At 61.6% G+C, this 26,226-nt stretch carries 23 protein-coding genes and 1 pseudogene; 10 read left to right on the forward strand and 14 right to left on the reverse strand.

Annotated features, from left to right (window positions below; all coding sequences use genetic code 11):
• Positions 1 to 116: 116 nt before the first annotated feature.
• The 4 genes from AB4N84_RS23025 to AB4N84_RS23040 are packed head-to-tail and all read right to left on the reverse strand — an operon-like array spanning position 117 to position 4,949.
• On the reverse strand, positions 117 to 1,598 hold the full coding sequence (locus AB4N84_RS23025; RefSeq protein WP_460043335.1) for an efflux transporter outer membrane subunit: 1,482 nt from the start codon (positions 1,596 to 1,598) through the stop codon (positions 117 to 119).
• Positions 1,599 to 1,653: 55 nt separating this feature from the next.
• Complete coding sequence (locus tag AB4N84_RS23030; protein ID WP_460043336.1) at positions 1,654 to 3,267, reverse strand: DHA2 family efflux MFS transporter permease subunit; 1,614 nt, start codon at positions 3,265 to 3,267, stop codon at positions 1,654 to 1,656.
• The gene (locus tag AB4N84_RS23035) at positions 3,264 to 4,400 is read right to left on the reverse strand and encodes an HlyD family secretion protein (protein WP_460043337.1); all 1,137 of its coding nucleotides are present in this window, start codon (positions 4,398 to 4,400) and stop codon (positions 3,264 to 3,266) included. The genes AB4N84_RS23030 and AB4N84_RS23035 overlap by 4 nt, the downstream gene beginning before the upstream one ends.
• Positions 4,401 to 4,406: 6 nt before the next feature.
• Positions 4,407 to 4,949 carry a winged helix-turn-helix transcriptional regulator gene (locus tag AB4N84_RS23040; protein ID WP_074749857.1) on the reverse strand — a complete coding sequence of 181 codons (543 nt, stop codon included), beginning with the start codon at positions 4,947 to 4,949 and terminating at the stop codon, positions 4,407 to 4,409.
• A 160-nt stretch (positions 4,950 to 5,109) separates the two neighbouring features.
• On the opposite strand from AB4N84_RS23040, the gene AB4N84_RS23045 reads away from it, so the two are divergent.
• The gene (locus AB4N84_RS23045) at positions 5,110 to 5,439 is read left to right on the forward strand and encodes a thioredoxin family protein (protein ID WP_460043338.1); all 330 of its coding nucleotides are present in this window, start codon (positions 5,110 to 5,112) and stop codon (positions 5,437 to 5,439) included.
• Positions 5,440 to 5,598: 159 nt separating this feature from the next.
• Here the strand turns inward: AB4N84_RS23045 and AB4N84_RS23050 are convergent, their stop codons facing one another.
• The 6 genes and pseudogenes from AB4N84_RS23050 to AB4N84_RS23075 all read right to left on the reverse strand — a co-directional run.
• The gene (locus AB4N84_RS23050; RefSeq protein ID WP_074749861.1) at positions 5,599 to 6,264 is read right to left on the reverse strand and encodes a response regulator transcription factor; all 666 of its coding nucleotides are present in this window, start codon (positions 6,262 to 6,264) and stop codon (positions 5,599 to 5,601) included.
• A gap of 31 nt (positions 6,265 to 6,295) precedes the next feature.
• Positions 6,296 to 6,856 carry a PQQ-dependent catabolism-associated CXXCW motif protein gene (locus tag AB4N84_RS23055; protein WP_460043339.1) on the reverse strand — a complete coding sequence of 187 codons (561 nt, stop codon included), beginning with the start codon at positions 6,854 to 6,856 and terminating at the stop codon, positions 6,296 to 6,298.
• A gap of 106 nt (positions 6,857 to 6,962) precedes the next feature.
• Entirely contained in the window at positions 6,963 to 7,754 is a 792-nt protein-coding gene (locus AB4N84_RS23060; RefSeq protein ID WP_074749865.1) for an ABC transporter permease, read from the reverse strand.
• Entirely contained in the window at positions 7,751 to 8,488 is a 738-nt protein-coding gene (locus AB4N84_RS23065; protein WP_460043340.1) for an ABC transporter ATP-binding protein, read from the reverse strand. The genes AB4N84_RS23060 and AB4N84_RS23065 overlap by 4 nt, the downstream gene beginning before the upstream one ends.
• Positions 8,485 to 9,444 (reverse strand): YVTN family beta-propeller repeat protein, encoded by a 960-nt coding sequence (locus tag AB4N84_RS23070; protein ID WP_460043342.1) that lies wholly within the window; start codon positions 9,442 to 9,444, stop codon positions 8,485 to 8,487. Before AB4N84_RS23070 ends, AB4N84_RS23065 begins: the two co-directional genes overlap by 4 nt.
• Positions 9,445 to 9,506: 62 nt before the next feature.
• Positions 9,507 to 10,673: pseudogene (locus tag AB4N84_RS23075) on the reverse strand (ABC transporter substrate-binding protein); the annotation flags it as partial.
• Positions 10,674 to 10,853: 180 nt separating this feature from the next.
• On the opposite strand from AB4N84_RS23075, the gene pedF reads away from it, so the two are divergent.
• The 8 genes from pedF to AB4N84_RS23115 all read left to right on the forward strand — a co-directional run bounded on the left by pedF (position 10,854) and on the right by AB4N84_RS23115 (position 19,224).
• On the forward strand, positions 10,854 to 11,330 hold the full coding sequence (gene pedF / locus AB4N84_RS23080) for a cytochrome c-550 PedF (protein ID WP_074749873.1): 477 nt from the start codon (positions 10,854 to 10,856) through the stop codon (positions 11,328 to 11,330).
• Positions 11,331 to 11,335: 5 nt separating this feature from the next.
• Positions 11,336 to 12,223 (forward strand): substrate-binding periplasmic protein, encoded by an 888-nt coding sequence (locus tag AB4N84_RS23085; protein WP_460043343.1) that lies wholly within the window; start codon positions 11,336 to 11,338, stop codon positions 12,221 to 12,223.
• A gap of 32 nt (positions 12,224 to 12,255) precedes the next feature.
• Positions 12,256 to 12,984, forward strand: a complete 729-nt coding sequence (locus AB4N84_RS23090) for a quinoprotein dehydrogenase-associated SoxYZ-like carrier (protein ID WP_460047106.1) — start codon at positions 12,256 to 12,258, stop codon at positions 12,982 to 12,984.
• Complete coding sequence (locus AB4N84_RS23095) at positions 12,981 to 13,928, forward strand: quinoprotein relay system zinc metallohydrolase 1 (protein WP_460043345.1); 948 nt, start codon at positions 12,981 to 12,983, stop codon at positions 13,926 to 13,928. Before AB4N84_RS23090 ends, AB4N84_RS23095 begins: the two co-directional genes overlap by 4 nt.
• A 154-nt stretch (positions 13,929 to 14,082) precedes the next feature.
• Positions 14,083 to 15,858, forward strand: coding sequence for a PQQ-dependent methanol/ethanol family dehydrogenase (locus tag AB4N84_RS23100; RefSeq protein WP_460043346.1), 1,776 nt, complete (start codon positions 14,083 to 14,085; stop codon positions 15,856 to 15,858).
• A 254-nt stretch (positions 15,859 to 16,112) separates the two neighbouring features.
• Positions 16,113 to 16,184: a pyrroloquinoline quinone precursor peptide PqqA gene (gene pqqA, locus AB4N84_RS23105; RefSeq protein ID WP_020289857.1), complete on the forward strand. Its 72-nt coding sequence runs from the start codon at positions 16,113 to 16,115 to the stop codon at positions 16,182 to 16,184.
• 156 nt (positions 16,185 to 16,340) lie between these two features.
• Complete coding sequence (gene ercA / locus AB4N84_RS23110; protein ID WP_074749881.1) at positions 16,341 to 17,504, forward strand: alcohol dehydrogenase-like regulatory protein ErcA; 1,164 nt, start codon at positions 16,341 to 16,343, stop codon at positions 17,502 to 17,504.
• Complete coding sequence (locus AB4N84_RS23115) at positions 17,488 to 19,224, forward strand: PAS domain-containing hybrid sensor histidine kinase/response regulator (protein WP_460043347.1); 1,737 nt, start codon at positions 17,488 to 17,490, stop codon at positions 19,222 to 19,224. The genes ercA and AB4N84_RS23115 overlap by 17 nt, the downstream gene beginning before the upstream one ends.
• 48 nt (positions 19,225 to 19,272) lie before the next feature.
• On the opposite strand, the gene moaA is transcribed toward AB4N84_RS23115, so the two are convergent.
• Both moaA and AB4N84_RS23125 read right to left on the reverse strand, forming a co-directional pair.
• On the reverse strand, positions 19,273 to 20,271 hold the full coding sequence (gene moaA, locus AB4N84_RS23120; RefSeq protein ID WP_460043348.1) for a GTP 3',8-cyclase MoaA: 999 nt from the start codon (positions 20,269 to 20,271) through the stop codon (positions 19,273 to 19,275).
• A 76-nt stretch (positions 20,272 to 20,347) separates the two neighbouring features.
• Complete coding sequence (locus AB4N84_RS23125; RefSeq protein ID WP_074749887.1) at positions 20,348 to 21,175, reverse strand: formate/nitrite transporter family protein; 828 nt, start codon at positions 21,173 to 21,175, stop codon at positions 20,348 to 20,350.
• Between the two features lie 472 nt (positions 21,176 to 21,647).
• On the opposite strand from AB4N84_RS23125, the gene AB4N84_RS23130 reads away from it, so the two are divergent.
• Positions 21,648 to 23,357 carry a response regulator gene (locus AB4N84_RS23130; RefSeq protein WP_460043349.1) on the forward strand — a complete coding sequence of 570 codons (1,710 nt, stop codon included), beginning with the start codon at positions 21,648 to 21,650 and terminating at the stop codon, positions 23,355 to 23,357.
• Between the two features lie 3 nt (positions 23,358 to 23,360).
• On the opposite strand, the gene AB4N84_RS23135 is transcribed toward AB4N84_RS23130, so the two are convergent.
• Positions 23,361 to 24,710 carry a cation:proton antiporter gene (locus tag AB4N84_RS23135; protein WP_460043350.1) on the reverse strand — a complete coding sequence of 450 codons (1,350 nt, stop codon included), beginning with the start codon at positions 24,708 to 24,710 and terminating at the stop codon, positions 23,361 to 23,363.
• 458 nt (positions 24,711 to 25,168) lie between these two features.
• Positions 25,169 to 26,221, reverse strand: a complete 1,053-nt coding sequence (locus tag AB4N84_RS23140) for an ABC transporter substrate-binding protein (protein WP_074750250.1) — start codon at positions 26,219 to 26,221, stop codon at positions 25,169 to 25,171.
• Positions 26,222 to 26,226: the final 5 nt, after the last annotated feature.

Below are 26,226 nucleotides of genomic sequence, written 5' to 3' on the forward strand. Positions count from 1 at the left end.
CCGGCAGCGTTGCAGGCGCTGCCGGTCTTTGGCAAATCGCGGGCAAGCGCACTCCCGAACCTTGTCGACGAGGGGCTGCGCAGCCGTCACACGTCTGCGCGCTCGGTTTACCGACCTTACCGTTTTGCCACGTTCTCTTTGCTCGCCTGCGGCCAGCCGCCTCCCAGTGCGCGGAAGGTGGAAACAGCCGCGCGCGCATCGTTGGCGTGCAGTTGCGCCAATTGATCCCGTGAGACCAATAGCTGGCGATCTTCATCCAGCACTTCCACGAGGCTGATCGCACCCCCTTTGTAGGCATCCTGCGCCGCGTCGCGGGCGGTTTGGTGGGCAGTGACTTCCTGATCGACGTCGACCCGCTGCTGTTCCAGCTCTACCAGCGTGACGATGGCGTTCTCGACGTCCTCGGTGGCTTTGAGCATCACTTGACGGTATTCGGCCAAGGCTTCGGCGTTGGCGCCCTTGGCCTGTGCGACCTCGGCGTCCACGCGACCGAAATCGAACAGCCGCCAGTGCAGGCCGAGGATCGCTTGTGGCTGGAACGCTGACGACGTGAACAATTGGCCGCTGTGAGCGGTGTCGAACCCCAGCAACCCGGACAACGACACCTTCGGGTAGTACTCGGAAATGGCCGCACCGATCCGTGCGTTGGAGGCTGCGAGCTTACGTTCGGCGGCGATCACGTCGGGGCGACGGCGCAGCAGCTCGGCCGGGCCTTCGGAGTCGCTGATGGTGGGCACGCTGTACTGCTGCGGGCTGTTTTTGAGTGCCTGAGCGTAAGTGCCGGGCTGCGCACCCATCAACACATCCAGACGATTGAGCTGAGTCGCCAGCTCGGTGCGCAGCGGCGGGATCGTCGCCCGGGCCTGCAACACCAGCGCCTGGGCCTGGGCCTGTTCCCGGTTGGTGGACAAGCCACTGCCCATGCGGTCTTTGATCAGATCAAGCAGGCCATTCTGAGTCTTGACCTGATCTTCGGCCACGGCCAACCGCTGCTGGGCACCACGAATACGGAAGTAGGCGTCGGCCGCTTCTGAAGCAACCGAAATCCGCACACCCACATGGTTTGCCTCGGCGGCCTGGGCTTCGTCTAACGCGGCTTCTTCGCCACGTTTCAAACCGCCTGCGAGGTCAGCTTCCCAGCTCGCGCCCACGCCAATGGTTTCCAGGGTCTGGTTACGGTCATAACCGGGAAAGGTGCTGCCCACCTGACCCTGCGAGCTCTCTGTGGACTGACGCTGACGGACTGCCTTGGCGTCCAGTGCACCTTGCGGCAGCCGGATCGCGCCTGCCTGTTGAGCGACGGCGCGCGCCTGCTCGACCCGGGCGAAGGATTTTGCCAGGTCGAGGTTCTGATCCAGCACGCGCTGGATGATGCGCGTCAGTTCCGGGTCATTGAAGCCGGTCCACCAGGTGTCCAGCGCCGGGGCGGGGGTTTCGCCGACCCGCTGCTGCAACAGGGTCTGGTTCTGGTATGAAGCGGTCAGGGTGTTTTCCGGTTGTGTGTAATCCGGACCCACGGTGCAGCCGGCGACGGCGATAAACAGGGCGCTCAGGGCAAAAAGGCCGGTGCGTTTGAAACGAGACGCCAGAGTGTTCATGGGGCTGTCCTCGAAACGTGATGCGAAAAGTGGGAAGGGGCTGTTCATGGCGGTCTCAATGAGCATCGGCGGAGGGCGCGGCCGGTGGAGCGACTTTGCGCATCAGCGGCACCATGGCCACGGCGATGATGAAACAGACCATGATCGCCAGAAACGCATCGGCGTAGGTCTGTGTCTGGGCCTCGCGGTACGTCAGCAGCCAGAGCTGATGCAGCGCGGAGTTACTGGCGTCGGCGGTGTTCTGCCCCAAAGTTGCGAAGTTGCCGGCGACGGTGGACAGCCAGTTGTTCATGGCCTCGTTGGTGGTGTTCAGGTGCTCGGCCAAATGGGTGAAATGCAGGTTGGTGCGGTCGTTGAGGATCGTGGCACAGGCCGCGATGCCGATAGCGCCGCCCAGGTTTCGCATCAGATTAAACAGCCCGGACGCCTGCTTCAGGCGCGAGGGGTGCAGACCGCCCAGGGTCAAGGTCACGGTTGGCGGCACGGCCATCTGCTGGGCAAATCCACGAATGGCTTGAGGGAGGAGCAGTTCGTGTCCACCCCAGTCGTGGGTGATGGGCGAGAAGTCCCACATCGAGAGCGCAAACAGTGACAGGCCGAACATCATGATCCAGCGCAGGTCGACGCGGTTGGCGAGGAAGCCGTAGACCGGAATGGCCGCCAACTGGAACACGCCGGTGGAGAAGATGGCTTCGCCAATGTCCAGCGCGCTGTAGCCACGCACGCGGCCAAGAAACAGCGGCGTCAGGTAAATCGTGGCGAACAGGCCGATACCGGTGACAAACGAGAAGAAACAACCGAGGGCGAAGTTGCGGTCCTTCAGGGCCCGAAGGTCGACGACCGGATTATTCACCATCAACGTGCGGCTGATGAACGCAATGGCCGACAGACCGGAAATCCAGGCAGTGGTGAGGATGGTCTGATCGCTGAACCAGTTCCAGCGCGGGCCTTCTTCAAGGGTGTATTCCAGGCAGCCCAGAAACAGCGCTAGAAAGACCATGCTGATGTAGTCGGCGCCTTTGAGCAGCTTGAGATCCGCCGAATCGATGTTGACCAGAATCGGCACCGCGATGGCAACGAAGATGCCGGGCACCAGATTGATGTAGAACAACCAGTGCCAGGATGAAACGTCCGTGATCCAGCCGCCGATGACCGGACCAAGGGTCGGCGCCAACGATGCAATGGCGCCAATGGTGGACGCCGCGATGACGCGCTGCTTGCCGGTGAAGAACATGAACGCCGAGGTGAACACCATCGGGATCATCGAACCGCCGAGGAAGCCCTGCAGCGCACGAAACGCAATCATGCTCTGGATATTCCAGGCCAGACCGCACAACAGGCTGGCGAGGGTAAAGCCGACGGCCGAGGCGCAGAACAGCCAGCGAGTGGAGAACACCCGGGCAAGCCAGCCAGAGAGCGGGATGACGACGATTTCGGCGATCAGGTAGCTGGTCTGCACCCACGCGGTCTCGTCGGAACCGGCCGACAAGCCACCGCCAATGTCACGCAGCGAAGCGGAGACGATCTGGATGTCCAGCAACGCAATGAACATCCCCAGGCACATGCTGGCGAACGCGAAGACCTTGGCCGTAGTGGCCATCGACGCGGCGTCTACCGGGCCTTTAGGTTTTGCAGCCGGTGCACTGGCATTGGCGGTTGCGGCGCTCATGGGGCTTTGTTCCCGTCAGCGGCGCTGGCGACGTGTTCGTTTTGAGCATCGGCCTGGGTGTCGACTTCGGCGATCACCGACAGCCCAGGGCGCAGTTTGCCGAGTTTGCCGTCTTCGCCATCCAGATAAACCCTTACAGGAACCCGCTGAACGATTTTGGTGAAGTTGCCGGTGGCGTTCTCCGGCGGCAGCACGCTGAATTGCGAACCGGTGGCGGGGGCGAGGCTGTCCAGATGACCGTGGAACACCTGACCGGGCAACACATCGGCTTCAATGGTGACCGCCTGGCCGGGGTGCATGTGGGTCAGTTGGTCTTCCTTGAAGTTGGCGTCGACCCACAAACCGGTGGCCGGTACGACAGCGAGCAGCTGAGTGCCGGCGGCGGCATACGCGCCGACCCGTGCCCGGCGGTTGCCGATCACGCCGTCGACCGGAGCGCGCAGCTCGGTGTAACCGACGTTCAGGCGTGCCATGTCACGTTCGGCCCTGGCCTGCTCAAGGGCTGCGCGGGCTTGTTGTTTCTGAGTGGCAATCACGTCCAGTTGGCGTTGCGAGGCAAGCATCGACGCCTGCGCTTTTGCGCCGTTTGCCTGAGCTGTCTTATAGGTGGCGTCGGCGCGCTGAAAGCTTTCCACCGACACGGCCGAACGACCGGACAAGACCTGATACCGAACCTGATCGTCCCGCGAACGCACGGTTTCGGCATTGGCGGCATCGATGCCGGCCTTCGCCTGGCTGACGACGGCGTGTTGTAACTGTTCGGTGGCGTCGAGGTTGGCCAGCAAGGCTTGTTGCGCAGCAACTGCGCCTTCGGCCTTGTTGAGGGCCGCTACGTAATCACGGTCGTCAATTTTCACCAGCAGGTCGCCAGCGTGTACGAACTGATTGTCGACCACTTTGAGTTCAGTGATGTAACCAGGGACCTTCGGACCAATCACCGTCACGTCGCCGCCGACGTAGGCGTCGTCGGTGGATTCGAGGAAGCGCCCGACGGTCCACCAGTGAATACCGAACAGGACCGCGCCGACCACGATGGCAGCCGCGAGTAACAACAGGATAAGACGCTTGCCCCGAGCGGGTTTGGGCGGCGCGTCGGCGACGGCCGGCTCGGTGACGATGTGTGGGTTGTTCATCGCGGTTTACCTGTGGGTCTGCAGTGGGGTGGAAGGAGGGAGCGAGTCGCGGTAGGCGGTGCGGCGGGCGCGACCGGCCTCCAGGCGCCAGGCGGAAAGGCTGTCGGACGGGCCTTTGTAGCGAAGGCTGTGGTCCTGCATGTTGATGCGCTTGCCGGTGTTGCCATCGGTCAGCACCAGATCGACGGGCTGGCCGCTGGTCTCGTCCACCAGTTCGATGTTCGAGCCGTTGGGCGAGAAGTGCCGCGCGCCCCATTTCATAAGGGTCAGCACGACAGGGCGAAAATCACGACCGCTGTCGGTGAGCACGTAGTCGTAGCGCGGCGGCTTGTCGGTGTAGGCGCGGCGTTCGACCAGGCCAGACTCGATCAGCCCGTTGAGGCGACGGGTCAGGGTGCTGGCCGCGATCCCCAGGCTCTTCTCGAATTCGTCGAAACGGCTCAGTCCGTAGGACATGTCGCGCAGGATCAGGATGTTCCACCAGTCGCCCACGTGTTCGAGGCTATGGGCGATCGGACAAGGCATGTCGGCGAAGCTTTTCTTTTGCATGACCAAGCCTCCAACGCATCGTTGCGTGAAAATGATGGGTGTAATCTAATCTTGTGGCTTTCATTATGCAAGTCACTATTTCTATGGGAGTGACGGCCGGTGTTTTGCGTCCGGTTTCTGCAGGCCGCTACACTGGCGGGATCGTGATGGGAGTGAACACATGACTACCGAGCCTTACGTGGCCGAAACATTGAGCCGAGCGGACGTTGATGCACTGCGCGGCGTCAGCGTCATCGAGTTCGGCACCAACTGGTGCGGTCACTGCAATGCCGCGCAGCCGTTGATAGAGGAAGTGATCGCCGAGTACCCGCAGGTGCGCCGCCTCAAAATCGAGGACGGCAGCGGACGCCGGCTGGGGCGTTCTTTCGGGGTGAAGTTATGGCCGACGCTGGTGTTTATGCGTGACGGCGAAGAGGTGGCCCGGTTGGTGCGACCGACCAAGGTCAGTTATATCGAGGAGGCATTCGAGGTGTTGGTGCAGCAGGGGTAATCGCCCTGGGTATTTTCGGTGTGGGTGAGAACCTTGTGGCAGCGAATTCATTCGCGAGAGGCTCGCACGGCCGACAGAGCGGTGTCTGTCGGCTGTGCTGAATCGCGAATGACTTCGCTCCCGCAGCAACCCTCGCACCGCAGGCGTTGAAGCGATCCGCTACCTGCGCAAATACGCCGCAAAATCGATGTCGCCCGCACTCAGGATCGCCTGCACCCGGTTATGCACGTTGAGTTTGCGCAAGATCGCCGAGACGTGCGCCTTCACCGTGGTTTCCGCAATGGTCAGGCTGTAGGCGATTTGTTTGTTGGAGTCGCCCTTGGTCATGCGCTCCAGCACCAGCAATTGCTTGCGGGTAAGCGCCTGAAGCAGTTCGGGCGGGAAGTGGGGCGCTTCATTGCCGCTGCGCCGTGTCGTGCTTTTCTGGCTGCGGATGATGTCTGACGGCAGGTACACATTGCCATTGAGAATCTGCTCGATGGCGTCGGTCATCTGCTTGCGGGGCGAAGACTTGGTGATAAAGCCCACCGCGCCATAGGTGATTGCCTGCAGCACCACCTGTTTGTCCTGTTCGGCAGACACGATCACCACGGGAATGGTCGGCGCTTCGTTGCGCAGGTTGATCAGGCCATTGAGGCCGTGCATGCCCGGCATGTTCAGGTCCAGCAGAATCAAATCCAGATCGTCATGCTCCCGGGTCAGGGCCAGCGCGCTGTCCAGGTCTTCGGTTTCCATGACTTCACTGCCGGGAAAACCATCGCTGATGACGTTGTGAATGGCTTCCCGAAACAGCGGGTGATCGTCGGCAATCAGGATCTTGTACATGGTGTTTCACCTTTTTTATTGTCGATGCCGTTTAGCGCAAAGGTTCGGGTTGTGCCGGTTCCACGGGCAGTCCGGCAGCCTGCCAGGCGTCCAGGCCATCGCGATACCAATACAGATGACTGTAGCCCAGGGCGCTGGCGCGTTTTATCGCGTTCCAGCTCAGCCAGCAATCGGCGCGGCAGTAGAACACCAAGGGCGTGTCCTGATGACCATCGGTCAGCGCGCGCAGGTTGAGGGTCAGGTATTCCATCCAGCGCGGGGCCAGTTCGCCGTCGCCGGTGTTGGCCAGCCAGTGACTGCCGGGGAGGTTGGCGTGGGGTTCGTCTTCAATGAAACGCCCTTGCAGCCATTGCCGGCGGTAAACGTCGATCAGGACAGGTTTGGGGCGTTGGCTGAGCAGCGCCTGAAGTTGTGCTGTGTCGACGATCTGCGCACCGTCTACCTGTTCAGGCGTCGGGCTACGATACAGCGTGATGCGGTAACCGTCGGCGTTGAACAGCGGCGCGGCCGCATCAGCGGTTGCCGCCTGAACCGTCGGGCTTGAACCCAAGGCCAGCGCAAGCAGGCAGGCGAATGACAAGGCACGGGGCATGGCGAGAATTCCTTTCTTCTTATGGACTGCATTACAAGCCACTCCCGCTGCTTTGTGAATGCGACCATAGAAAGGAAAACCAGTACTAAAGTCGTAATTTCGTCGTTCAGCCCGGTTTGCGCACCGCCGCATGCTGCGGGTTGAAGGTCAGTACGGCGAGCCAGGCAAACAGCACGGTCAATACCAGGCAGACCGCCAATGCCAGCGGGTTCAGCCGTTCGTAGAGTGCATAACGCACCAGCTCCACCGCATGGCTGAACGGATTGACCGCGCACAGCCCGTACAGCCACTCGCTGGCCTCGCGCATCTTCCACAGTGGGTACAACGCCGAAGACATGAAAAACAGCGGGAAGATCACGAAGTTCATCACCCCGGCGAAGTTCTCCAGTTGGCGAATGGCGTTGGACAGCAGCAAACCCAGGGCGCTGAGCATCAACGCGACCAACAGCAAGGCCGGCAATGCAACGAGCAGCCCCGCCGCGGGTGGCTGCACGCCATACACCCACGCCACGGCCAGAAACGCATACACCTGCAACAGCGAGATCAGCGACGTCGCCAGCAGTTTGCTCACCAGCAGGAATGTGCGGGGCAGGGGGCTGGTCAGCAGCACGCGCATGCTGCCCATCTCACGGTCATAGACCATCGACAGGGAACCCTGCATGCCGTTGAACAGCAGGATCATGCAGGCCAGGCCCGGGATGATGTACACCTCATACGGAATGTAGGTGTCATACGGTTCGATGATCGCGATGCCCAGTGCCGCGCGAAAACCGGCGGCGAACACCAGCAGCCACAGCAACGGCCGCACCAGTGCGCTGAGGAACCGTGTGCGTTGCAGTACGAATCGCAGCCATTCACGCAGGACGATCCCGCTGAAACAATGCCAATAAGCGCTCATCGTGGGGACGCTCCCGCGGAGGTGGTCAAGCGATTGAAGGCCGTGTCCAGACCGCCCCCGTGGGCGGCGCTGACCTCACGGGCCTGGCCGCTGGCAACCAGGCGGCCCTGATGCAGAATCAGAAGGTCGTCGTCGCTGTGGACTTCGTCGAGCAAATGGGTGGTCCAGAGCACGCTGATACCCTGTTCGCGGCACAGGCTGCGCACATGCTGGTTGAGCGCCAGACGACTCCCCGGGTCCAGGCCCACGCTGGCTTCGTCCAGCAGCAGAAGGCGGGGTTGATGCAGCAACGCTCTCGCGATTTCCACCCGGCGACGGTGGCCGCCATTGAGCTCGCGGACCCGCTCGCGACGGCGCTCGCTCAACCCCTGACGTGCCAGCTCCTGTTCAACCCGGTCGTTGACCTCACGCCGGGCAAGGCCATGCAGCGCGGCGTGATACCGCAGGTTCTGTTCAACGCTCAAGTCCAGATCCAGCGTGCTTTGCTGAAACACCACGCCCAGTTGCTTAAGGGCCGGGCGAGGTGACTGACGCAGCGAAAACTCGCCTATACGGATCTCGCCTTTTTGCACGTCGTAGAGACGGGTCAACAGCGCGATCAAGGTGGATTTTCCCGCGCCGTTCGGGCCCAGCAAGGCGGCGAAGCGGCCGGGCGCCAGGCTGAACGAGACCTGCCGCAATGCCTCGCGCGGGCCGTAGGAAAAGCTCAATTGATCGACGTGCAACGCGCTCATGGCGCCACCACCACACCCCACGGATAACGCCCGACCTTGACCGACTTGAGCACCTTGAGGCTGGCCACGTCGATCACCGAAACGTCGCCGCTGACACCGTTGGTTGCCAACAGCTGTTTCTGATCCGGGGTGAAGGACAACTGCCACACCCGTCGCCCCACCAGCAGGTAGTCGATGACGTCCAGGGTTTTTGCATCGATCACCGCGACATGGTTCGCCGGCCCGAGGGCGACAAATGCGTATTTGCCGTCATCGCTGATCTTGATACCTACCGGCTGCACCTTGTCCGGGTGCACGCCCTTGATCTCGAATTTCAGGGTCTTGAGGATCTTGCGGCTGGCAACGTCGATCACGCTCACCGTGCCTCCAATCTCTGCCGACGACCACAGCTGCGAGCCGTCCTTGTTGAACTCGACGAAGCGCGGGCGTTGGTCGACCAGCGTGTTATCCGCCAGTGTCTGGGTCGACGTGTCGATCCAGTGCAGCATGTTGGTGGTTTCACTGGTGTTGACCGCCCACTTGCCATCGGGGCTCACCGCCATGCCTTCGGGTTCGACGCCGACGTCCACCTGTGCCAGCACCTTCGAGGTTTCGGTGTCGATGACCGTCACCAGCGAGTCGTCTTCGTTGGAGACGTACAGCCAACGGTTGTTGGGGTGCAGGGCGAATTGCTCGGGGTCCTTGCCGGAGGGCAGTTCCTTGATGATCATGTGCGTGGCGACGTCCATCACCTGCACGCGGTCCGAGTCGCTTGCGCAGATGTACAGCAGCTTGTTGTCGTGGGACAGCAGCAGGCCGCGCGGTCGCATCCCGACGGGCAAGGTCTGGGTCACCTGCAAGGTGTCCATGTCGATCAGGCTGAGGGTATTGTCCTTCTCGTTGGAGACGAACGCGGTGGCGGCCAGGCTTGGCCCCGCAGCGATCAACAGGGCAGTGGCTATCAGGGTGCGGCGCATGGTGCGGTCCTTGTTGTTGGAATTGTCTGGCGTGGGTCGTTGCTTAAAAACGTCAGGCGCTCAAAGGTGCAGGTCACCTCGGGCTTGTCATAGCCGAGGCTGTCGAGTTCGGTGCCGGGGTGCAGAAAGCCGTCCTGCGGCGAGGTGGTGACCAACGCGCGGGGCTGGACAACCGGAATCGGTTGGCGGAGCTGGCCGTTCCATGACCGATAGCTGAGCTTGCTGCCCTTGAAGCCGTCCAGCGGCAGGTTGTCGCCCAGTTCCAGTTCACGAATCTGCATTGCATCGGTGCCTCGCAGCCGGGTGACGGCGCTGGCGATGCTGCGCACCGCCATCCATGCGGCAAAATCCCGGTCGTTCATCCAGCGCCCGGCAGTGGCTTCGAAGCGTTTTTGCAGTTGCGCGGCCCCGTAGGTTTCCACGGTCTTGTGCCAGCCGATCGGGGTCAGGCCCTGCGTGCCCGCCACCGGGCGCGGGTACCAGGTCTGGTAAGGCACGTATTCGCCAAAGTCCCCGCGCTCGTCCGCCACCAGCACCACGTCGTACTCGGCGGTCTGGGTAAACAGCGGCATGTCGGCCTGAGCGCTGCGTCGCTGATCGTTATCGAAGGTGAAGGCCTTCTCGGCGACGATGGTGTGACCGAAGCGTTTGGCCGCGCGGCGCAAGGCATTGGCATAGGCCTTATCGTCGGGGGTCTGGCCGACGATCAACAGCCAGCGTGTCCAGCGCCGAACAGTGAGAAATTGCGCGAGTGCATCGGCCAGCATCGCGCGGCTGGGCAGTGTGTGCAGCACGTTGTGCAGGCAGGCGGTGCTGCGCAGGCTGTCGTCGGGACTGCCCGCGTTGAACAGCAGGCTGTCCGGCATCGCGGCGCTGAGCTGACGCAACGTTTCAACCGGCGCGTTGACCACGAACAGGCGCAAACCCTGTTCATGTTGCGCACTGGCTTGCTCAAGCAGCGCGTGAGTGCTGTTCGCACTGGCATTCGTCAGGCTGTAGCGGTGGTTGAGAAAACGCCCGGTGCTGTTGCTGTCGACGATGGCCAGTTCTGCGCCGCGAAGCCCTGCGTCTGTGGGTTCGGGAATGACGTTGGACAGAATCGGGCCGGTGTCCGGGATATACGCCAGATAGCCGATGCGCACCTGCACAGGGTCTTCGGCCGCTATCGCCAGCAACGACCATGCGACGAGGGCAAGGCAAAGCAATGGGTGAAACACCAGTTGGCGCATAGAGCACTCCCTACAGACAGGGCCAGCATAGAAATGCCTGTCCGGTGGGGAAATATGCAGATGGTACGGGTCTGCCAGTACCAAGGTAGTAAGGCGCGGCCACCAAAGCAGCATTCGGGCGCGCAGACGCCGTTCCTAAGATGACGACAGGCCTTTGCATGCACTTCTGAGGACATAACAATGACAACAAAAAACCTGATCCCGGCTGAGACCGAGTCCCGAATCCAAAAATGCACGTTGCTGGTGGGCGCATTGATGCTCTGTGGTCTGCTCGCCAGCAACCTGGCCCAAGCCCACGGTGATGTAGTGCCCCATGCCGTTGCCACTGATGGCCTGGAACAGCTGGGGCCTGAATGGCGTGCTGAAAACCCGTATCGTGAATCCAAAGATCACGACAAGGCGCTGGAAATCGGCAAGTCGGCCTACACCCAGAACTGTGCCGCCTGCCATGGGCTGGAAGCCATTTCCGGAGGCATTGCGCCGGACCTGCGGCACCTGGACGTCGGCAGTGCGGGTGATGAGTGGTTTGTCGAGCGGGTTCGTAACGGCGCGGTGCGCGACGGTCGTGTGTACATGCCCAAGATGGCCGACTACCTGAGTCAGGAGGCCCTGTGGGCTGTTCGCACCTATCTGGACAGTGTTCATAACGAGGAATGATCGGTATGCGCGCCTTCGCCGTACTGCTGAGCCCCGTCTTCTGTTGCCTGGCATTGATGTTCCAGCCCGTCCACGCGCAGATTCGCACCTACGACAGCATCATCGCGGCCGGGGTGATCAAGGTGGCGGTGTACCAGGATTTTCCACCCTACAGCTTTCAGGTGGACGGGCAGCCCCGTGGCGTCGATGCCGACCTGGCGACGGCGCTGGCTAAAGCGTTGGGCGTGCGGCTGGAGTTGATGTGGGCGCCGCCCGGCGAAAAGCTCGACGACGACCTGCGCGACATGATCTGGCGCGGCAGCCCGTTGCGCGGTCAGCAACTGGCCGACCTGATGATGCGCGTGCCCTACGACAAGGGTTACTCGCAGAAGCGCAACGATGTCGGCGAACTGGAAAACGACCACGTCGTGATGTTCGCGCCCTATCAGACAGAGCGCTGGCAGGTCGCATTCGACCGCAAGCGGATGGACGCGGTGCCCAGCGTTGCGGTGTTTGCCGAGCATCCGATCGGGGTCGAGATCGACAGTGTGCCGTCGTTCTACCTGACGTCGATCTTCAATGCCCAGTTTGCAGGCAGCACCCACCATTTCCCGTCGGTGCAGGAGGCTTTCGTTGCCATGCACGACGGCAAAGTCGACGCGGTCATGGCCATGCGCGGCGAGGTGGACTGGCAACTGCATCAGGCCCATGACCCGCAATGGTCGCTGGCCGAAAACGCTTACCCGAGCATGGGACGGCAAACCTGGGAGATCGGCATGGCGGTGCATGAGAGCAACCGCCAGTTGGCCTACGCCATCGAAGAGGCGCTGGAGACGTTGATTCGTGAAGGCGAGGTGCAGCGCATCTACGCCGCTTACGGCATGCGTTACGACGTGCCGGAGATGTACCCGTGAACCGTGTCCGGGGCAGGGCGGTCGGGTTTGCCTTGCTGCTTTGTCTGCAAGGTGTGGCCCACGCCGATCCTGGCAAAGACCCGGTTACGTCGGTGATGTGGGGCTACTATCAGCAGAAGTTCCTCAAGGATCAGCCCTACGTCTTCGACGACAAGGTGCTGTTGCGCGCACCGCCGTTTGCCGAAGACGCCCGGCAAGTTCCGATCGAGATCGATGCGCGGGCGTACACGGGGGAGGTGGTACGAATTCTGGCGTGGGCCGAACTCAACCCCTTGCCGCAGATCGTCGACTTTCAACCGGTCGAGCGAGTGCTCCCGTGGCTGTCGATCCGCATCCGGATCGAGCAGGCCACACCGTTGCGTGCCGCCGTGCTGACCCGCGACGGCGTCTGGCACATCGGCTCGACCATCATCGACGCAGCGGGCGGAGGCTGCACCGCGCCCAGCGTCGTGCGCACACAGCCTGGTTGGGAGGAGCATATCGGCGAGGTGATGGGAGGGCGTTATCCACGCTCAGGCTTCAGCCGTTTGCGGGTGACAATCTCCCATCCGATGGACAACGGCATGGTCAGCGGCATCCCTGAGTTCTATCTGAATCAGGCGCAACTCAAAGACACCCACGGCAAGCTGCTGGCGACGCTGGAACTGTTTCCCGCCGTGAGTGAGAACCCGACGCTGGGGTTCGACATTGAGGGTGACGGCGAGACGCAATTGTCGTTGCGCGATATCAGCGGCAACCTGTTCAGCGCGGTTGTGAAATGAACCGGAGTGCCGCCACGCGCCTTATTGGGTGCTTGCTGTTCTGCGTCAGTGCGCTGGCACACGCTGAGCTGGAGTATCGCCTGCAACCCCGGCAGATCGCTGAAGATACCTACTTGCTCGAAGGCACGACCGAAAACTTCGATAAACGTAACGGCGGCAACATCGTTAACACTGGCTTCATTGTCACCGGCGGCGGTGTGGTGGTCATCGACACCGGACCGTCACGTCGCTATGGCGAGGCCCTGCGCAAGGCCATAGGCTCGGTGACGGACAAGCCGGTGATTCAGGTGCTGCTGACGCATCATCATCCCGATCACGTGCTGGGCAACCAGGCATTCGCCGATGTGCCGATCGGTGCGTTGGCCGGTACCACCGAATTGATGCGCACGCAGGGCGATGCCCTGACGGAAAACATGTACCGGATGGTCGGTGACTGGATGCGCGGCACTGAAACGCGTTTGCCGACGCAGGTGTTGGTGCCGGGCACACTGGCGTTCGGCGGCCACCGCTTGCGCCTGTTGGCGCTCTCCGGGCATACGGGCGCCGACCTCGCCATCTTTGATGAAAACACGGGCGTGTTGTTCGCGGGCGATATCGTCTTTTACCAGCGCGCCTTGACGACCCCGAACAGCCCGGGTCTACAGGTGTGGCTGAACGACCTGGATACCCTGCAGGCGCTGCCGTGGAAACGGTTGGTCCCCGGCCATGGGCCCGTGGCGACGGACGCCCGGCCTCTGCAGCAGATGCGTGACTACCTGGGTTGGCTTGACGGGCTGTTGAGGGACGGGGCGGCCCAGGGCGCCGACATGGCAGAGCTGATCAGAACGCCTGTTCCTGAGCGTTTCGCGGCCATCAGCCTGACCCGGTACGAACTGATTCGCAGCGTCAGCCATCTGTATCCGACGTACGAGCGGGCGCAGATGGTCAGGGTCGATACTCGCTGACGCGCGTTCGCCGGGTGCTGGCCCACCTACCAAAGAACTAGAAACCTCCACACTGCGGTCAATTGCTGGCAGGGGCCTCACCGCCAACAATCGACTTGTTCGGGAAACTGTCCCGAAAGGAAGAAAACAACAATAAACCGTAGAGGCAGCCGTCATGATTCAACCCGCACGTCGCCATTCTTTCGCACTGGGCCTGCTGGTCAGCGCCATGCTGTCGTCCGGCAGCCTTCTGGCCGCCGTGACCGACGAAGAAATCCTCCAGGACCCCAAGAACCCCAATCAGATCGTCACCAACGGCCTGGGCGTGCAGGGCCAGCGCTTCAGCCCGCTGGACATCATCAACACCGACAACGTCAAGGACCTTCGACCCGTCTGGGCCTTCTCGTTTGGTGGTGAAAAACAGCGCGGACAGCAGGCGCAACCCATGGTCAAGGACGGGGTCATGTACCTCACCGGCTCCTATTCTCGGGTGTTCGCGGTGGACGCGCACACCGGCAAGAAGCTCTGGCAATACGACGCGCGCCTGCCTGACGACATCCGTCCGTGCTGCGACGTGATCAACCGGGGCGTGGCGCTGTACGGCGACCTGGTGTACTTCGGCACCCTCGACGCCAAGTTGGTCGCGCTCAACAAAGACACCGGTAAAGTGGTGTGGAGCAAGCAGGTGGCTGACCACAAGGCCGGTTACTCCATCAGCGCCGCGCCCATGATCGTCAACGGCAAGTTGATCACAGGCGTTGCGGGCGGCGAGTTTGGCGTTGTCGGCAAGGTCGAGGCCTACGATCCGAAAAACGGTACGTTGCTGTGGTCGCGTCCAACCGTCGAGGGCAATATGGGTTACGTCTACAAAGACGGTCAGGCCATTGAAAACGGTATCTCCGGTGGCGAGGCGAACAAGACCTGGCCGGGCGACCTGTGGAAGACCGGCGGGGCTGCGCCGTGGCTTGGCGGCTATTACGACCCGAGCAACAACCAGATCCTGATTGGCACCGGCAACCCGTCGCCGTGGAACTCGCACATGCGGCCGGGCGATAACCTGTATTCCTCTTCTCGGCTGTCGTTGAACCCTGATGACGGCACCATCAAATGGCATTTCCAGAGCACGCCCCACGATGGCTGGGATTACGACGGCGTGAACGAACTGATCTCCTTCGACTATCAGGAAAACGGCAAGACCGTTCAGGCTGCGGCGACGGCCGACCGCAACGGCTTTTTTTACGTGCTCAATCGCAAGGACGGCAAATTCATTCGCGGTTTCCCGTTCGCCGACAAGATCACCTGGGCCAGCGGCCTGGACAGGGACGGTCGGCCAATCTATATCGACGCCAGCCGCCCCGGCGCGCCAGACGGCGAAGCCAAGGGTTCGTCGGCGTTCGTGGCGCCGGCCTTCCTCGGCGCGAAAAACTGGATGCCCATGGCCTACAGCCCTGACACCGGCCTGTTCTACGTGCCGGGCAACGAGTGGGGCATGGACATCTGGAACGAGGGTATCGCCTACAAGAAAGGCGCCGCGTTCCTGGGCGCGGGCTTCACCATCAAGCCTCTGAACGAGGATTACATCGGCGTGCTGCGCGCTATCGACCCGAAAACCGGCAAGGAAGTCTGGCGTCACAAGAACTATGCGCCGCTGTGGGGCGGGGTGCTGGCAACCAAAGGCAATTTGGTGTTCACCGGCACGCCGGAAGGCTTCCTGCAGGCGTTCAACGCCAAAACCGGCGACAAGGTCTGGGAGTTCCAGACCGGTTCAGGCGTACTGGGCTCGCCGATCACTTGGGAGATGGACGGCGAACAGTACGTGTCCGTGCTGTCCGGCTGGGGCGGCGCGGTGCCGCTGTGGGGTGGCGAGGTGGCCAAGCGGGTGAAGGACTTCAACCAGGGCGGCATGCTCTGGACCTTCAAGCTGCCCAAAGATCTGGTGACCAAGCGCTGATGCACAAGCGTTTATGCACAAACCCGCTGGAGCGAACCAGAGTGATGATCCTTCCCACGCTCCGCGTGGGAATGCATCCCTCGACGCTCCGCGTCGGCTTTCGCGTGGACGCAGAGCGTCCGGGGCGGCATCCCCACGCAGAGCGTGGGGACGATCAGATCAGTCCCAAAGTACTATTCGCCAGGCAACGGCTCCGTGCCCTAATGAAGGGCCGGACCATCCGGCACTACCCTGAACGACACGAGGAAAGGCCCATGTGGAAAAAACCAGCGTTCACCGATTTGCGTATCGGTTTTGAAGTGACCATGTACTTCGCCAGCCGTTGATCGGCATGCCCGGTCAATGAACGTTGACCGGGTCTTCTCTCCTGCACGAAGACCCTCGCCATGAGCCGACACCGTCAGTCGTTGGTCTTATTGCATTACCCCGCAGATGCTCTAGGCTGGCGTTCATTCTCTAATAACAATAAGAATGCGCTTGATATGAGCCAAAGCCTCAACCAGCTGCGTAAATTCGTGTCCCCGGAAATCATCTTCGGTGCGGGCAGTCGTCACAGCGTGGGCAACTACGCCAAAACCTTCGGTGCACGTAAGGTGCTGGTGGTCAGTGACCCTGGTGTCATCGCTGCCGGCTGGGTGGCCGACGTCGAAGCCAGCTTGCAGGCCCAGGGCCTGGAATACTTCATTTACAGCGACGTGTCGCCCAACCCCCGGGTCGAAGAAGTCATGCTCGGCGCCGAACTGTATCGCGAGCACCATTGCGATGTGATCGTCGCGGTGGGCGGCGGCAGTCCGATGGATTGCGGCAAAGGCATTGGCATCGCCGTGGCCCATGGACGCAACATCCTTGAGTTCGAAGGCGTCGACACCATTCGCGTGCCGAGCCCCCCGCTGATCTTGATTCCGACCACTGCGGGCACGTCTGCTGACGTATCGCAGTTCGTGATCATCTCCGATCAGCAGGAACGCATGAAATTCTCCATCGTCAGCAAGGCAGTCGTCCCCGACGTGTCGCTGATCGACCCGGAAACCACCCTGAGCATGGACCCGTTTCTGTCTGCCTGTACCGGCATCGATGCGCTGGTTCACGCCATTGAGGCGTTCGTTTCGACCGGTCATGGCCCGCTGACCGACCCTCATGCTCTGGAAGCCATGCGCCTGATAAACGGCAATCTGGTGCAGATGATTGCCAACCCTGCCGACATCGCCTTGCGCGAGAAAATCATGCTCGGGAGCATGCAGGCCGGTCTGGCGTTCTCCAACGCCATTCTCGGGGCCGTGCACGCCATGTCCCACAGCCTGGGTGGCTTTCTGGACTTGCCGCACGGGCTGTGCAATGCGGTGTTGGTCGAGCATGTGGTCGCGTTCAACTACAGTTCGGCACCGGACCGCTTCAAAGTGATCGCCGAAACCCTGGGTATCGATTGCCGGGGCCTGAATCATGTCGCCATCAGCAAACGCCTGGTGGAACACCTGATCGCCCTCAAGCATCAGGTCGGATTTCACGAAACCCTCGGCCTGCAAGGCGTGAGCATGGCCGACATCCCGTTTCTGTCTCAGCATGCGATGGGCGACCCCTGCATCCTGACCAACCCGCGTGCGTCCAGTCAGCGGGACGTCGAAGTGGTGTATGGCGAAGCCCTCTGACGTCCAGCAAGGCGCGCTCACGGCGCTGCTTGGGTTGGGCAATCACTCGACCCGAAAAAGCCATTACCCGGAACTGACCCTGCGGCTTGGCGAACTGGAAACCGAGCGCAACCGCTACAAATGGTTATTTGAAAATGCCGTGCACGGCATCTTCCAGGCCAGCCTGCACAAGGGACTGCGCGCGGCTAATCCGGCGTTGGCGCGCATGCTCGGTTATCGCGATGAGCGCGAGGTGCTGTCGTTGCTGGACGACCTCGCCAGCACGCTGTTCATTGGCGGCGAGGTGGAAATGGACGCCATTGCTCAGGTGCTGCAACGCGAGCACAGCCTGCAAGGTTATGAAACCCGGTTGCGGCGCCAGGACGGCAGTTACGTTGACGTGTTGATGAACCTGTTGCTCAAACCGGACGAGGACGGCTTGTTCGAAGGCTTCGTGGCCGACATTACCGAGCGCAAACTGGCCCAGCAACGGTTGCAGGAACTCAACGATCAACTGGAATTGCGCGTGGCCGCCCGCACCGACGAGCTGCTGGAGGCCAACCGTAACCTGCAACAGCAGATCACTCAGCGGGAGCAGATCGAGCATGACCTGCGCGAGGCCAGGGATGCTGCCGAATCCGCCAACCGCAGCAAAGACAAATACCTCGCTGCGGCCAGTCATGACCTGTTACAGCCCTTGAACGCCGCGCGGCTGTTGATCTCCACCTTGCGTGAGCGCACGTTGCCAACCGCCGAACAGACCTTGGTGGAGCGTACGCATCAGGCGCTGGAGGGGGCAGAAGACCTGCTCACCGACCTGCTGGACATTGCCAAGCTCGACCGGGCGTCCATTGAACCGGACATAGAGCTGTATCGGCTGGAAGAAATACTGGCGCCACTGGTGTCCGAGTTCGAGCCGGTGGCCGCGGCAGCGGGGCTGACCCTGCGGGCGCACATCGCTCATTTGGCCGTGCGAACGGACCTGCGTTTGTTGACCCGCATCCTGCGCAACTTCCTCAGCAACGCCTGCCGGTACACGGAGCACGGCGGCATTTTGCTGGCGGCCCGCAAGCGTGGCGAGTCATTGCGCATTGAGGTGTGGGACACGGGACGCGGCATCGCCGAGGACCGGCTGGATTCGATTTTTCTGGAGTTCAACCAGTTGGACGTCGGCCGCGCGGCGGACCGTAAAGGCGTCGGGCTGGGGCTGGCGATTGTGGAGCGCATCGGCGGGATTCTTGGTTGTGCCATTCACGTGCGTTCGCAACCAGGACGCGGTTCAGTGTTCTCGATCGATGTGCCGCTGTCGGCCGACATGCCGGTGCCGATCAAAGTGGTTGCGCAGCAGTTGCCGGGCGCAGGCAACCCGCTGCCGGGGCGGCGTTTGTTGGTGCTGGATAACGAGACCAACATTCTTGAGAGCATGGCGGCGTTGTTGGAGCAGTGGGGGTGTGAAGTGCTCACTGCAACGGATCAGGCGGGGTGCTACAGCGTTCTGCAGGACCGCGCGCCGGAGCTGATTCTGTTTGATTTTCACCTGGATCACGGCGTGTTGGGGTGCGAGGTGGTGGCGAACATTCGTGTGCACTTCGGCCTGGAGATCCCATGCGTGATGATCACCGCCGATCGTACGGACCTGTGTCGCAGGTCCTTGCAGAAGCTGGGCGCGCCGTTGCTGAACAAGCCGGTGAAACCGGGCAAGTTGCGGGCAGTGGTGAGTCAGTTGCTGGGTCAGGCTTGACCTCTGGCCAGGGAGCAGTCACGAACAGGGTGCAGGGTGCAGGGTGTATCAGCCGCCCGTCATGTTCATGAATCGCACCACCTGCACGTCGTCGTTGATCTCGAAGTTGTGCTTGTAGGGCTTGAGCTTCATGGCTTCGATCAGCGCATTTTCCAGCTTTTCCGGTTGCCCGGGATTGGCCCGAAGCACGGCTTTGAGGTCGGCCGAATGCTCGTTGCCCAGGCACAGCAACAGCCGGCCCTCGACGGTGACACGAACCCGGTTGCAGGTCGCACAGAAGTTGTGGCTGTGAGGCGAGATAAAGCCTACGCGGATGCCTGGGGCCTCGGCCAGGCGCCAGTAGCGGGAGGGACCTTGGGTCGACTCGGTGGAGTTGATCAGGGTGTAGCGTTCGGCGATGCGTTCACGCACCTGATCGCTGGAAAAGAACGACTCGGCCCGGCTGTGTTCGCTGATGACACCCAGCGGCATCTCTTCAATGAACGTGATGTCCAGGCCCCGGTCGATGGCAAATGCCACCAGGTCGTTGATCTCGTGATCGTTGCGGCCTTGCATCACCACGCAGTTGAGCTTGGTGTGGGTGAAGCCGGCCGCATTGGCGGCGTCGATGCCCGCGATGACCTTGGCCAGGTCACCGGTGCGTGTCAGCTCCTTGAAACGGGCAGGGTCCAGGCTGTCCAGGCTGATGTTCAAGCGTTTGAGGCCGGCGTCGAACAGCGGTGCCGCAAGCTTCTCCAGTTGCGACCCGTTGGTGGTCATGCACAGCTCGCGCAGGCCGGGCAGGGCCGCGATGTTTTTGCACAGGCCGACGATGCCGGCGCGTACCAGGGGCTCGCCACCGGTCAGGCGGATCTTTTTGGTGCCCAGCGCGACGAAGCGCTCGGCAATCTGCTGGATTTCTTCGAGGGAGAGGATCTGCTGGCGGGGCAGGAACGTCATGTCCTCCGCCATGCAATACACGCAGCGGAAATCGCAACGATCGGTCACGGACATCCGAACGTAATCGACTTTGCGTGAATACCCGTCTATCAAAACCCGATCCGACATAGCTTTTCTCGACAACGTGCTGCATGGCAGAAGCAAACCGCGGAACGTCATTGTGAACGTTCCGCGATTGAATCGTTTAAATCTTTTGGCTTCCCGGTTGTTCGATCATCGCGGCGTGTTCGCCGACTGCCGAGGCAGGCAAAGCCTTTGAATACGATACGTAATACGCCAGCCCGACAAAAATTGCACCCCCTACCGCATTGCCCAGGAACACAGCGAAGAAGTTTTCGACAAACTGACCCCAGCTCAGCGCATCGGCGAAGATCGCGGCCGGAATCACGAACATGTTCGCGACCACGTGCTGAAAGCCGATGGCGACGAACGCCATGATCGGGAACCACATGCCGAGGATCTTGCCGGTGACGTCCTTGCTCGCATACGACAACCAAACGGCAAGGCATACCAGCCAGTTGCAGCCGATGCCCGAGATGAAGGCCTGAGCGAAATCGGCACTGGCCTTGGCTTTGGCAATCGCCAGCGTCTTGGCCAGATAGGCGCCTTCGGTCAGGCCCAGCACATGGCCGAAGAAGTAGGCGATGAACAGGGCGCCGAGCAGATTGGCGAAGGTCACCAGCACCCAGTTGCGCGCGACGGCAGCCAGCGAAATGCGTCCAGCGAACAGCGCGGTCGGCAGGCTCATCATATTGCCGGTCAACAGTTCGCCGCCGGCCAGGATCACCAGAATCAGACCGATCGGAAACACCGCAGCGCCCAGCAGGTTACCCAGCGAGGCCCACTGCGCTGGAATCATGGTGCTGACATGGATGTCCAGCAGAAAACCCAGGGCGATGAACGCGCCGGCCAGAAATCCCAGGACGAGGATCGAGAGGGTGGGCAAATGCGACTTCTTCACCCCGGCTTCGATGGTGATTTCAGCGATCTGTTGAGGCGTATTGATGGACATGTTTTTCTGGACTCGCACGCAATGGCCGGCACCACGACACAAGGCCGCGCGCCACGCAGATATAGGAGTGGTTCAAAGCATCCGGTCTCGATGCGCGAGCGTGTCGCAAGACACGACGGCAGGTCCTTGTGAGGGCAACGATGTGCGACTTTTGGCCACATTGCAGAAGCGGCGAAAAAGACGTGATCAGTTGATAAGCAAGCTACCGACCTGTACGTAGAGCGTCCAATCGCTTATTCCGATGAAATGATCGATGTCGTCTATCAACGCGGCCCTGACGATTTCGTTCAGCCGAGAAGATTCTGACGAGCGATTGACAATCAGACCGGTGGAGCCATTAAAACGCCATGGTCATTTGCCAGCCTTGTCGAGGGGCGGGCATCATGTGCAATACAGAGCGGAACAAAGCGCATGGAAAGGTGCTCCGATCACAGAACCGGTAAACCGCCCCTTGAGTGGACCTGCGTAACCCATGACCCATCGACCCGCGCCGCTGCCACTTGATGAAGCTCGACGTATCCAGGCACTGGATCACCTTCAGATCCTCGACAGCCTTCCAGAACAGGCGTTTGATGACATCGTCGAGTTGGCGTCGGTCGTTTGCGGCACGCCCATTGCGCTGGTGTCGCTGATCGACGATCAGCGGCAATGGTTCAAGGCCTGCATAGGCCTGTCGGTACGTGAAACCCATCGTGACCAGGCGTTTTGCGCGTATGCCATTCTTGAACCGGATCAATTGCTGATCGTTGAAGATGCGGCACTGGACGAGCGTTTTGCCAACAATCCGTTGGTCCTGAGCGAGCCGTTCATTCGGTTTTACGCAGGCGCGCCGATCGTCACGGACCAAGGCCATGCGCTGGGTACGGTGTGTGTGATCGATACTGTGCCGCGAACCCTGGACGCGCGTCAGGTCGGCGCGCTGACCGCGTTGGCACGTCAGACGGCTGCGCTGTTGCAGTTGCGTGAATTGAGCGCCGAGAAAGACGAACAGGCCCGCAGCCTGAGTCGTAAAGTCATCTCGGCATTGGCCGATGATCAGCATGAGCACGCGCGCTTGCGTCAACACCAGCGCGTCTCTGCAATCGGGCAGCTCACCAGCGGCATCGCTCACGACTTCAATAATCTGCTTCAAGCCATCAGCGCCAGCTTGCAGTTCGTCGAACGAAAGGCGGAGAAACCGCAGGATGTCCGGCGCTGGGCGTCAGTCGGCTTGCAAGCGGTGAACAAAGGCGCATCGCTGATCGCGCAACTGTTGGCATTCACTCGCGAAGATCCTTCCGCCCTGACGCTGCTGGACGTCAGCGCCCAGGTGCGCAGCCTCGAAGAGCTGTTCAACCGGGTGCTGAGCCCGGACATCAACCTGCAGTTCGAGCTGGACACCACACCCGCCCGAATACTGTGCGACGCCACGCAGCTCGAGGCCGCTGTGCTCAACATGCTGGTCAACGCCCGCGATGCGATGCAGGGCACAGGGAATATTCGGGTGGCCACGCGCTTGCTGACACTGGGCGGGCATGAGCTTCTGGCGGACGGCGCTTACGTAGAACTGACGGTGGAAGATGACGGCCCAGGCATTCCCCCGGCCATCGCCAGCCAGGTGTTCGAGCCGTTTTTCACCACCAAGAAGGAAGGCCAGGGCACTGGTCTGGGGTTGTCTCAGGTGTATGCATTCGCTGCACAGGCGGGCGGCTCGGCGACCATTCAGTGCGGGATGACCTCCGGGACAACGGTGACGTTATTGCTGAAGGTGCGCGACCGCGCTATCGAGGAACGGGCGCATGCCGCGCCGCCCGAGTCTGCCCCTCAGGCTGTCAGTGCCGTGAGCGTGCTGTTGGTCGATGATGATGACCGTCTACGTGACGTCATGGCCCGTCTCCTGGCCGATGCCGGTTACGAGGTGGAGGCGGTTTGCAGCGGATATGCAGCCATCGAGGCGATCCGGCATCGCCCGCCTGACATTGTCGTCAGCGACTGCGCCATGCGTGATTTCAGTGGCGTGGCACTGGCGCGCGTGCTGCGCGATATCCGGCCGGGACTGCCCATTCTGTTGCTCACCGGGCATGCCGATCTGGACGCGGTGCGGGCGTCGTGTGAGCACGGCGCCGTGATCCTGCATAAACCGGTCAGCCTGGAGCACTTGATCGCGGGTATCGAAAGCCAGCTGTCGCCTGTTTCGGTATAGCGATCACTTCTCCTGGTCGTTCGTCATGCTGCGCTCATAACGTTCGAGTAACGGCTGGATGCTGATGCCGTGTAGCAGAATGCTCAGCGCGACCACGGACAGTGTCAGGCCGATGGTGGTTTGCACCGCGTCGGCGGGTAAACCGTGAGACAGCGCGTAGCACAGGTAATACAGCGTGCCGATGCCGCGAATGCCAAACCATCCCACCAGCGCTTTCTGCGGACGAGAGAGTAGCTGGCCGCTGATCAGCAGCCAGACGCTCAGGGGGCGGATCACACAGAACAACGCGAGGCCCAGGCCCACCGCCCGCCAGTCCCAGTAAAGGGCAATGGCCGCGCCGAGCAGGGTGATCAGCAGCACTTCCATCGCCCGTTCCACCAGACTGCCAAACGCGAGCATGTCCCCCATCATCACACCCGCCGCCAACTGCGACTCGCTGAGTTCTTCGTGCCGGGTCACCGTGGCGGCCCTGGGGTCGCTGTCCATGTGTCCCAAAACCGGTTTGGCCACGTGCTCGGACGGAAGATCCGATTGCGTGGTGCGAACTTCGGCGCGTCGCAGGCCCAGGCCTGCGGCAAACACCGAGAGGAAGCCATAGGCTCCCAGGCCCTCGGCGACGACGTAGGCCACCGCGATCAGGGCGAGGGCCAGGAAATCATTGGGCGAACTGGTGCTGTCGGCGTTCTTGATCCGCAGGTAGATCATCAAGTGCCCGACGCCGCGGCCTAATCCGTAGCCGATCAGCAGGCCGACGGGGACGCCCCAGATCAGGTTCTTCAGCAACCAGCCCTGCACCCAGGTGAAGTCCGAGGGGCCATGACCGAGGAACAGCAGGGCGAAGATCACGAACGGAAAGGCGGTGCCGTCGTTCAGCCCGGCTTCTCCCGAAAGGCCAAAACGAACCCGGTCGAAATCCTGCGCGTTGTTGACCTGCACCAGTCCCGCCAGAACGGGGTCGGTGGGGGACAACATTGCACCGAGCAACAGCGCGATGGCCCACGGCACTTCCAGCAGGTAATGGGCGACCAGGCACACGCCCAGGATGCTGGCGAGCATCACCGGCCCCGCCAGCAGGTACGCCGAATGCCAGGCTTTACGATGCAATGACAGGCGCAGTTTGATGCCGGTGTTGAACAGTGAGAACAGCACGGCGACTTCGGTCAGACGCTCCAGCCAGTGGCGTGCGTCGCGGATGTCCAGTTGCACCAGGTCCAGGCCCCAGGGGCCGATACCGGCGCCGAAGCCCAGGCACACCGCCGAGGTCGTGACCGGAAGCCAGCGCAGGGAAGAGGAGGTGAGTGCGAGCAGCATCAACAGGACGCCGAGCACGGTCATGCAAAGAATGAAACTCATCCGGCCTCGTCATCAATCAGTGGGTTACCCAGGGTGTGACCGACGCGAGGGAGGATAGTTGGACGCAATGTTCGGTGAGCGCGCATCGACATCCGCCGCGAATGACACACCGCTGCAAGACCTGTTAGCGAGCGTGCTCGCGAATCGCGGTATGACAGCGACATCTGCGGCGACTGATACACCGCATTCGCTGCCGTCGTAACCTCCGACGTCTCCTACAGGTCCCAAGTAGACCGCAGAGCCTGTGGCTACCTCGAGGCCTTTGGAGAGGGCAGCCCCAGAACCTGCGGCTACCCCATGGCCTTTGGACAGGGCAGGTCTAGAGCTCATGGCTGCGGCAAGACCTGTGGGAGCGAGCTTGCTCGCGAAGCCTGTGGGTCATCACCCGCGATCCTGCGGATGCACAGACCTCTTCGCGAGCAAGCTCACTCCCACGGTGGACGGTTGCTGCAGCGCGATTACCGCTCGATGGTCTTGCTCCAGCGCGCGTTCCATTCAGGGCGGATTTGGTTGACCTGATCCCAGTCGATGGTCACGGCTGTTTCCAGGTATTTGTTCATCGCATCTACCTGACCACGTGTGCGCTCGGTGGTCGGCGTTTTCGGGTTGGACGGGATCTGGTCGCCCAGTTCCAGCGCAGGGGCCTGAGCTTCGGGCGTCAGCAGGAATTCCGCCAGTTTCTGCGCCAGCTCTGGCTGGTCGTTATTGGCGATGGTGCATTCAGCGACGTTCAACACCACGGCGCCTTCCTTGGGCGGCGCGTATTCGACGGGTACGCCCTTGAGTTTCAGCGCGGTCACCTGGGTGGGGGTCAACGGGAACAACGCCGCTTCGCCGGTCTGAACCATCTCGGAAATCTTCGCGGAGCTGGCGATGTACTCCAGCACGTTCGGCCCCACGGTCTTCGGCCAGGCCTTGAAGCCGGGCTCGACGTTGGTTTCACTGCCGCCCTGCAACCGGTTGAACATCAGGAAACCATGCAGGCCGAACGTCGAGGAGGCGAGCGACTGAAACACCAGTTTGTCCTTGTAGCGCTTGTCGGCCATGTCACCCCACGATGTCGGCGCCTTCCAGCCGTTTTCCTCGAACATCTTGGTGTTGTACGCCAGGCCCGTCACCCCGAGGCTGACCGCCACGGCTTCATCCTTGATCTTGCCCTTGGCCGGAATGTCCGCCAGCGTCGCGCTCGGTTGCAGCTTGCCGCACAGGCCCATGGAAATGGCGCGGTACATGATGCCGTCGTCGAGGAACATCACGTGCATCTGCGGGTTGTCCTTGCTGGCCTGGACCTTGGCGAGGATGTCTGACGAGGTGCCCGGTACGATCACCACTTTGACGTGATTAGCCTTTTCGAAGGCTGGCAGCACCTGATCGGCGTACAGCCGTTCCATGGTGCCGCCGTTCATGCCCAGATACAGCGTCGGCTCGGCCTGCGCCGGCAGCGAGGTGAGCAAGGCGGCGAACGGCAGGCACGACAAGCCGGTCAGGGCAAAACGTTTAACGAGGTTCATGTTTT

This window comes from Pseudomonas sp. S2_H01, from assembly GCF_054668305.1.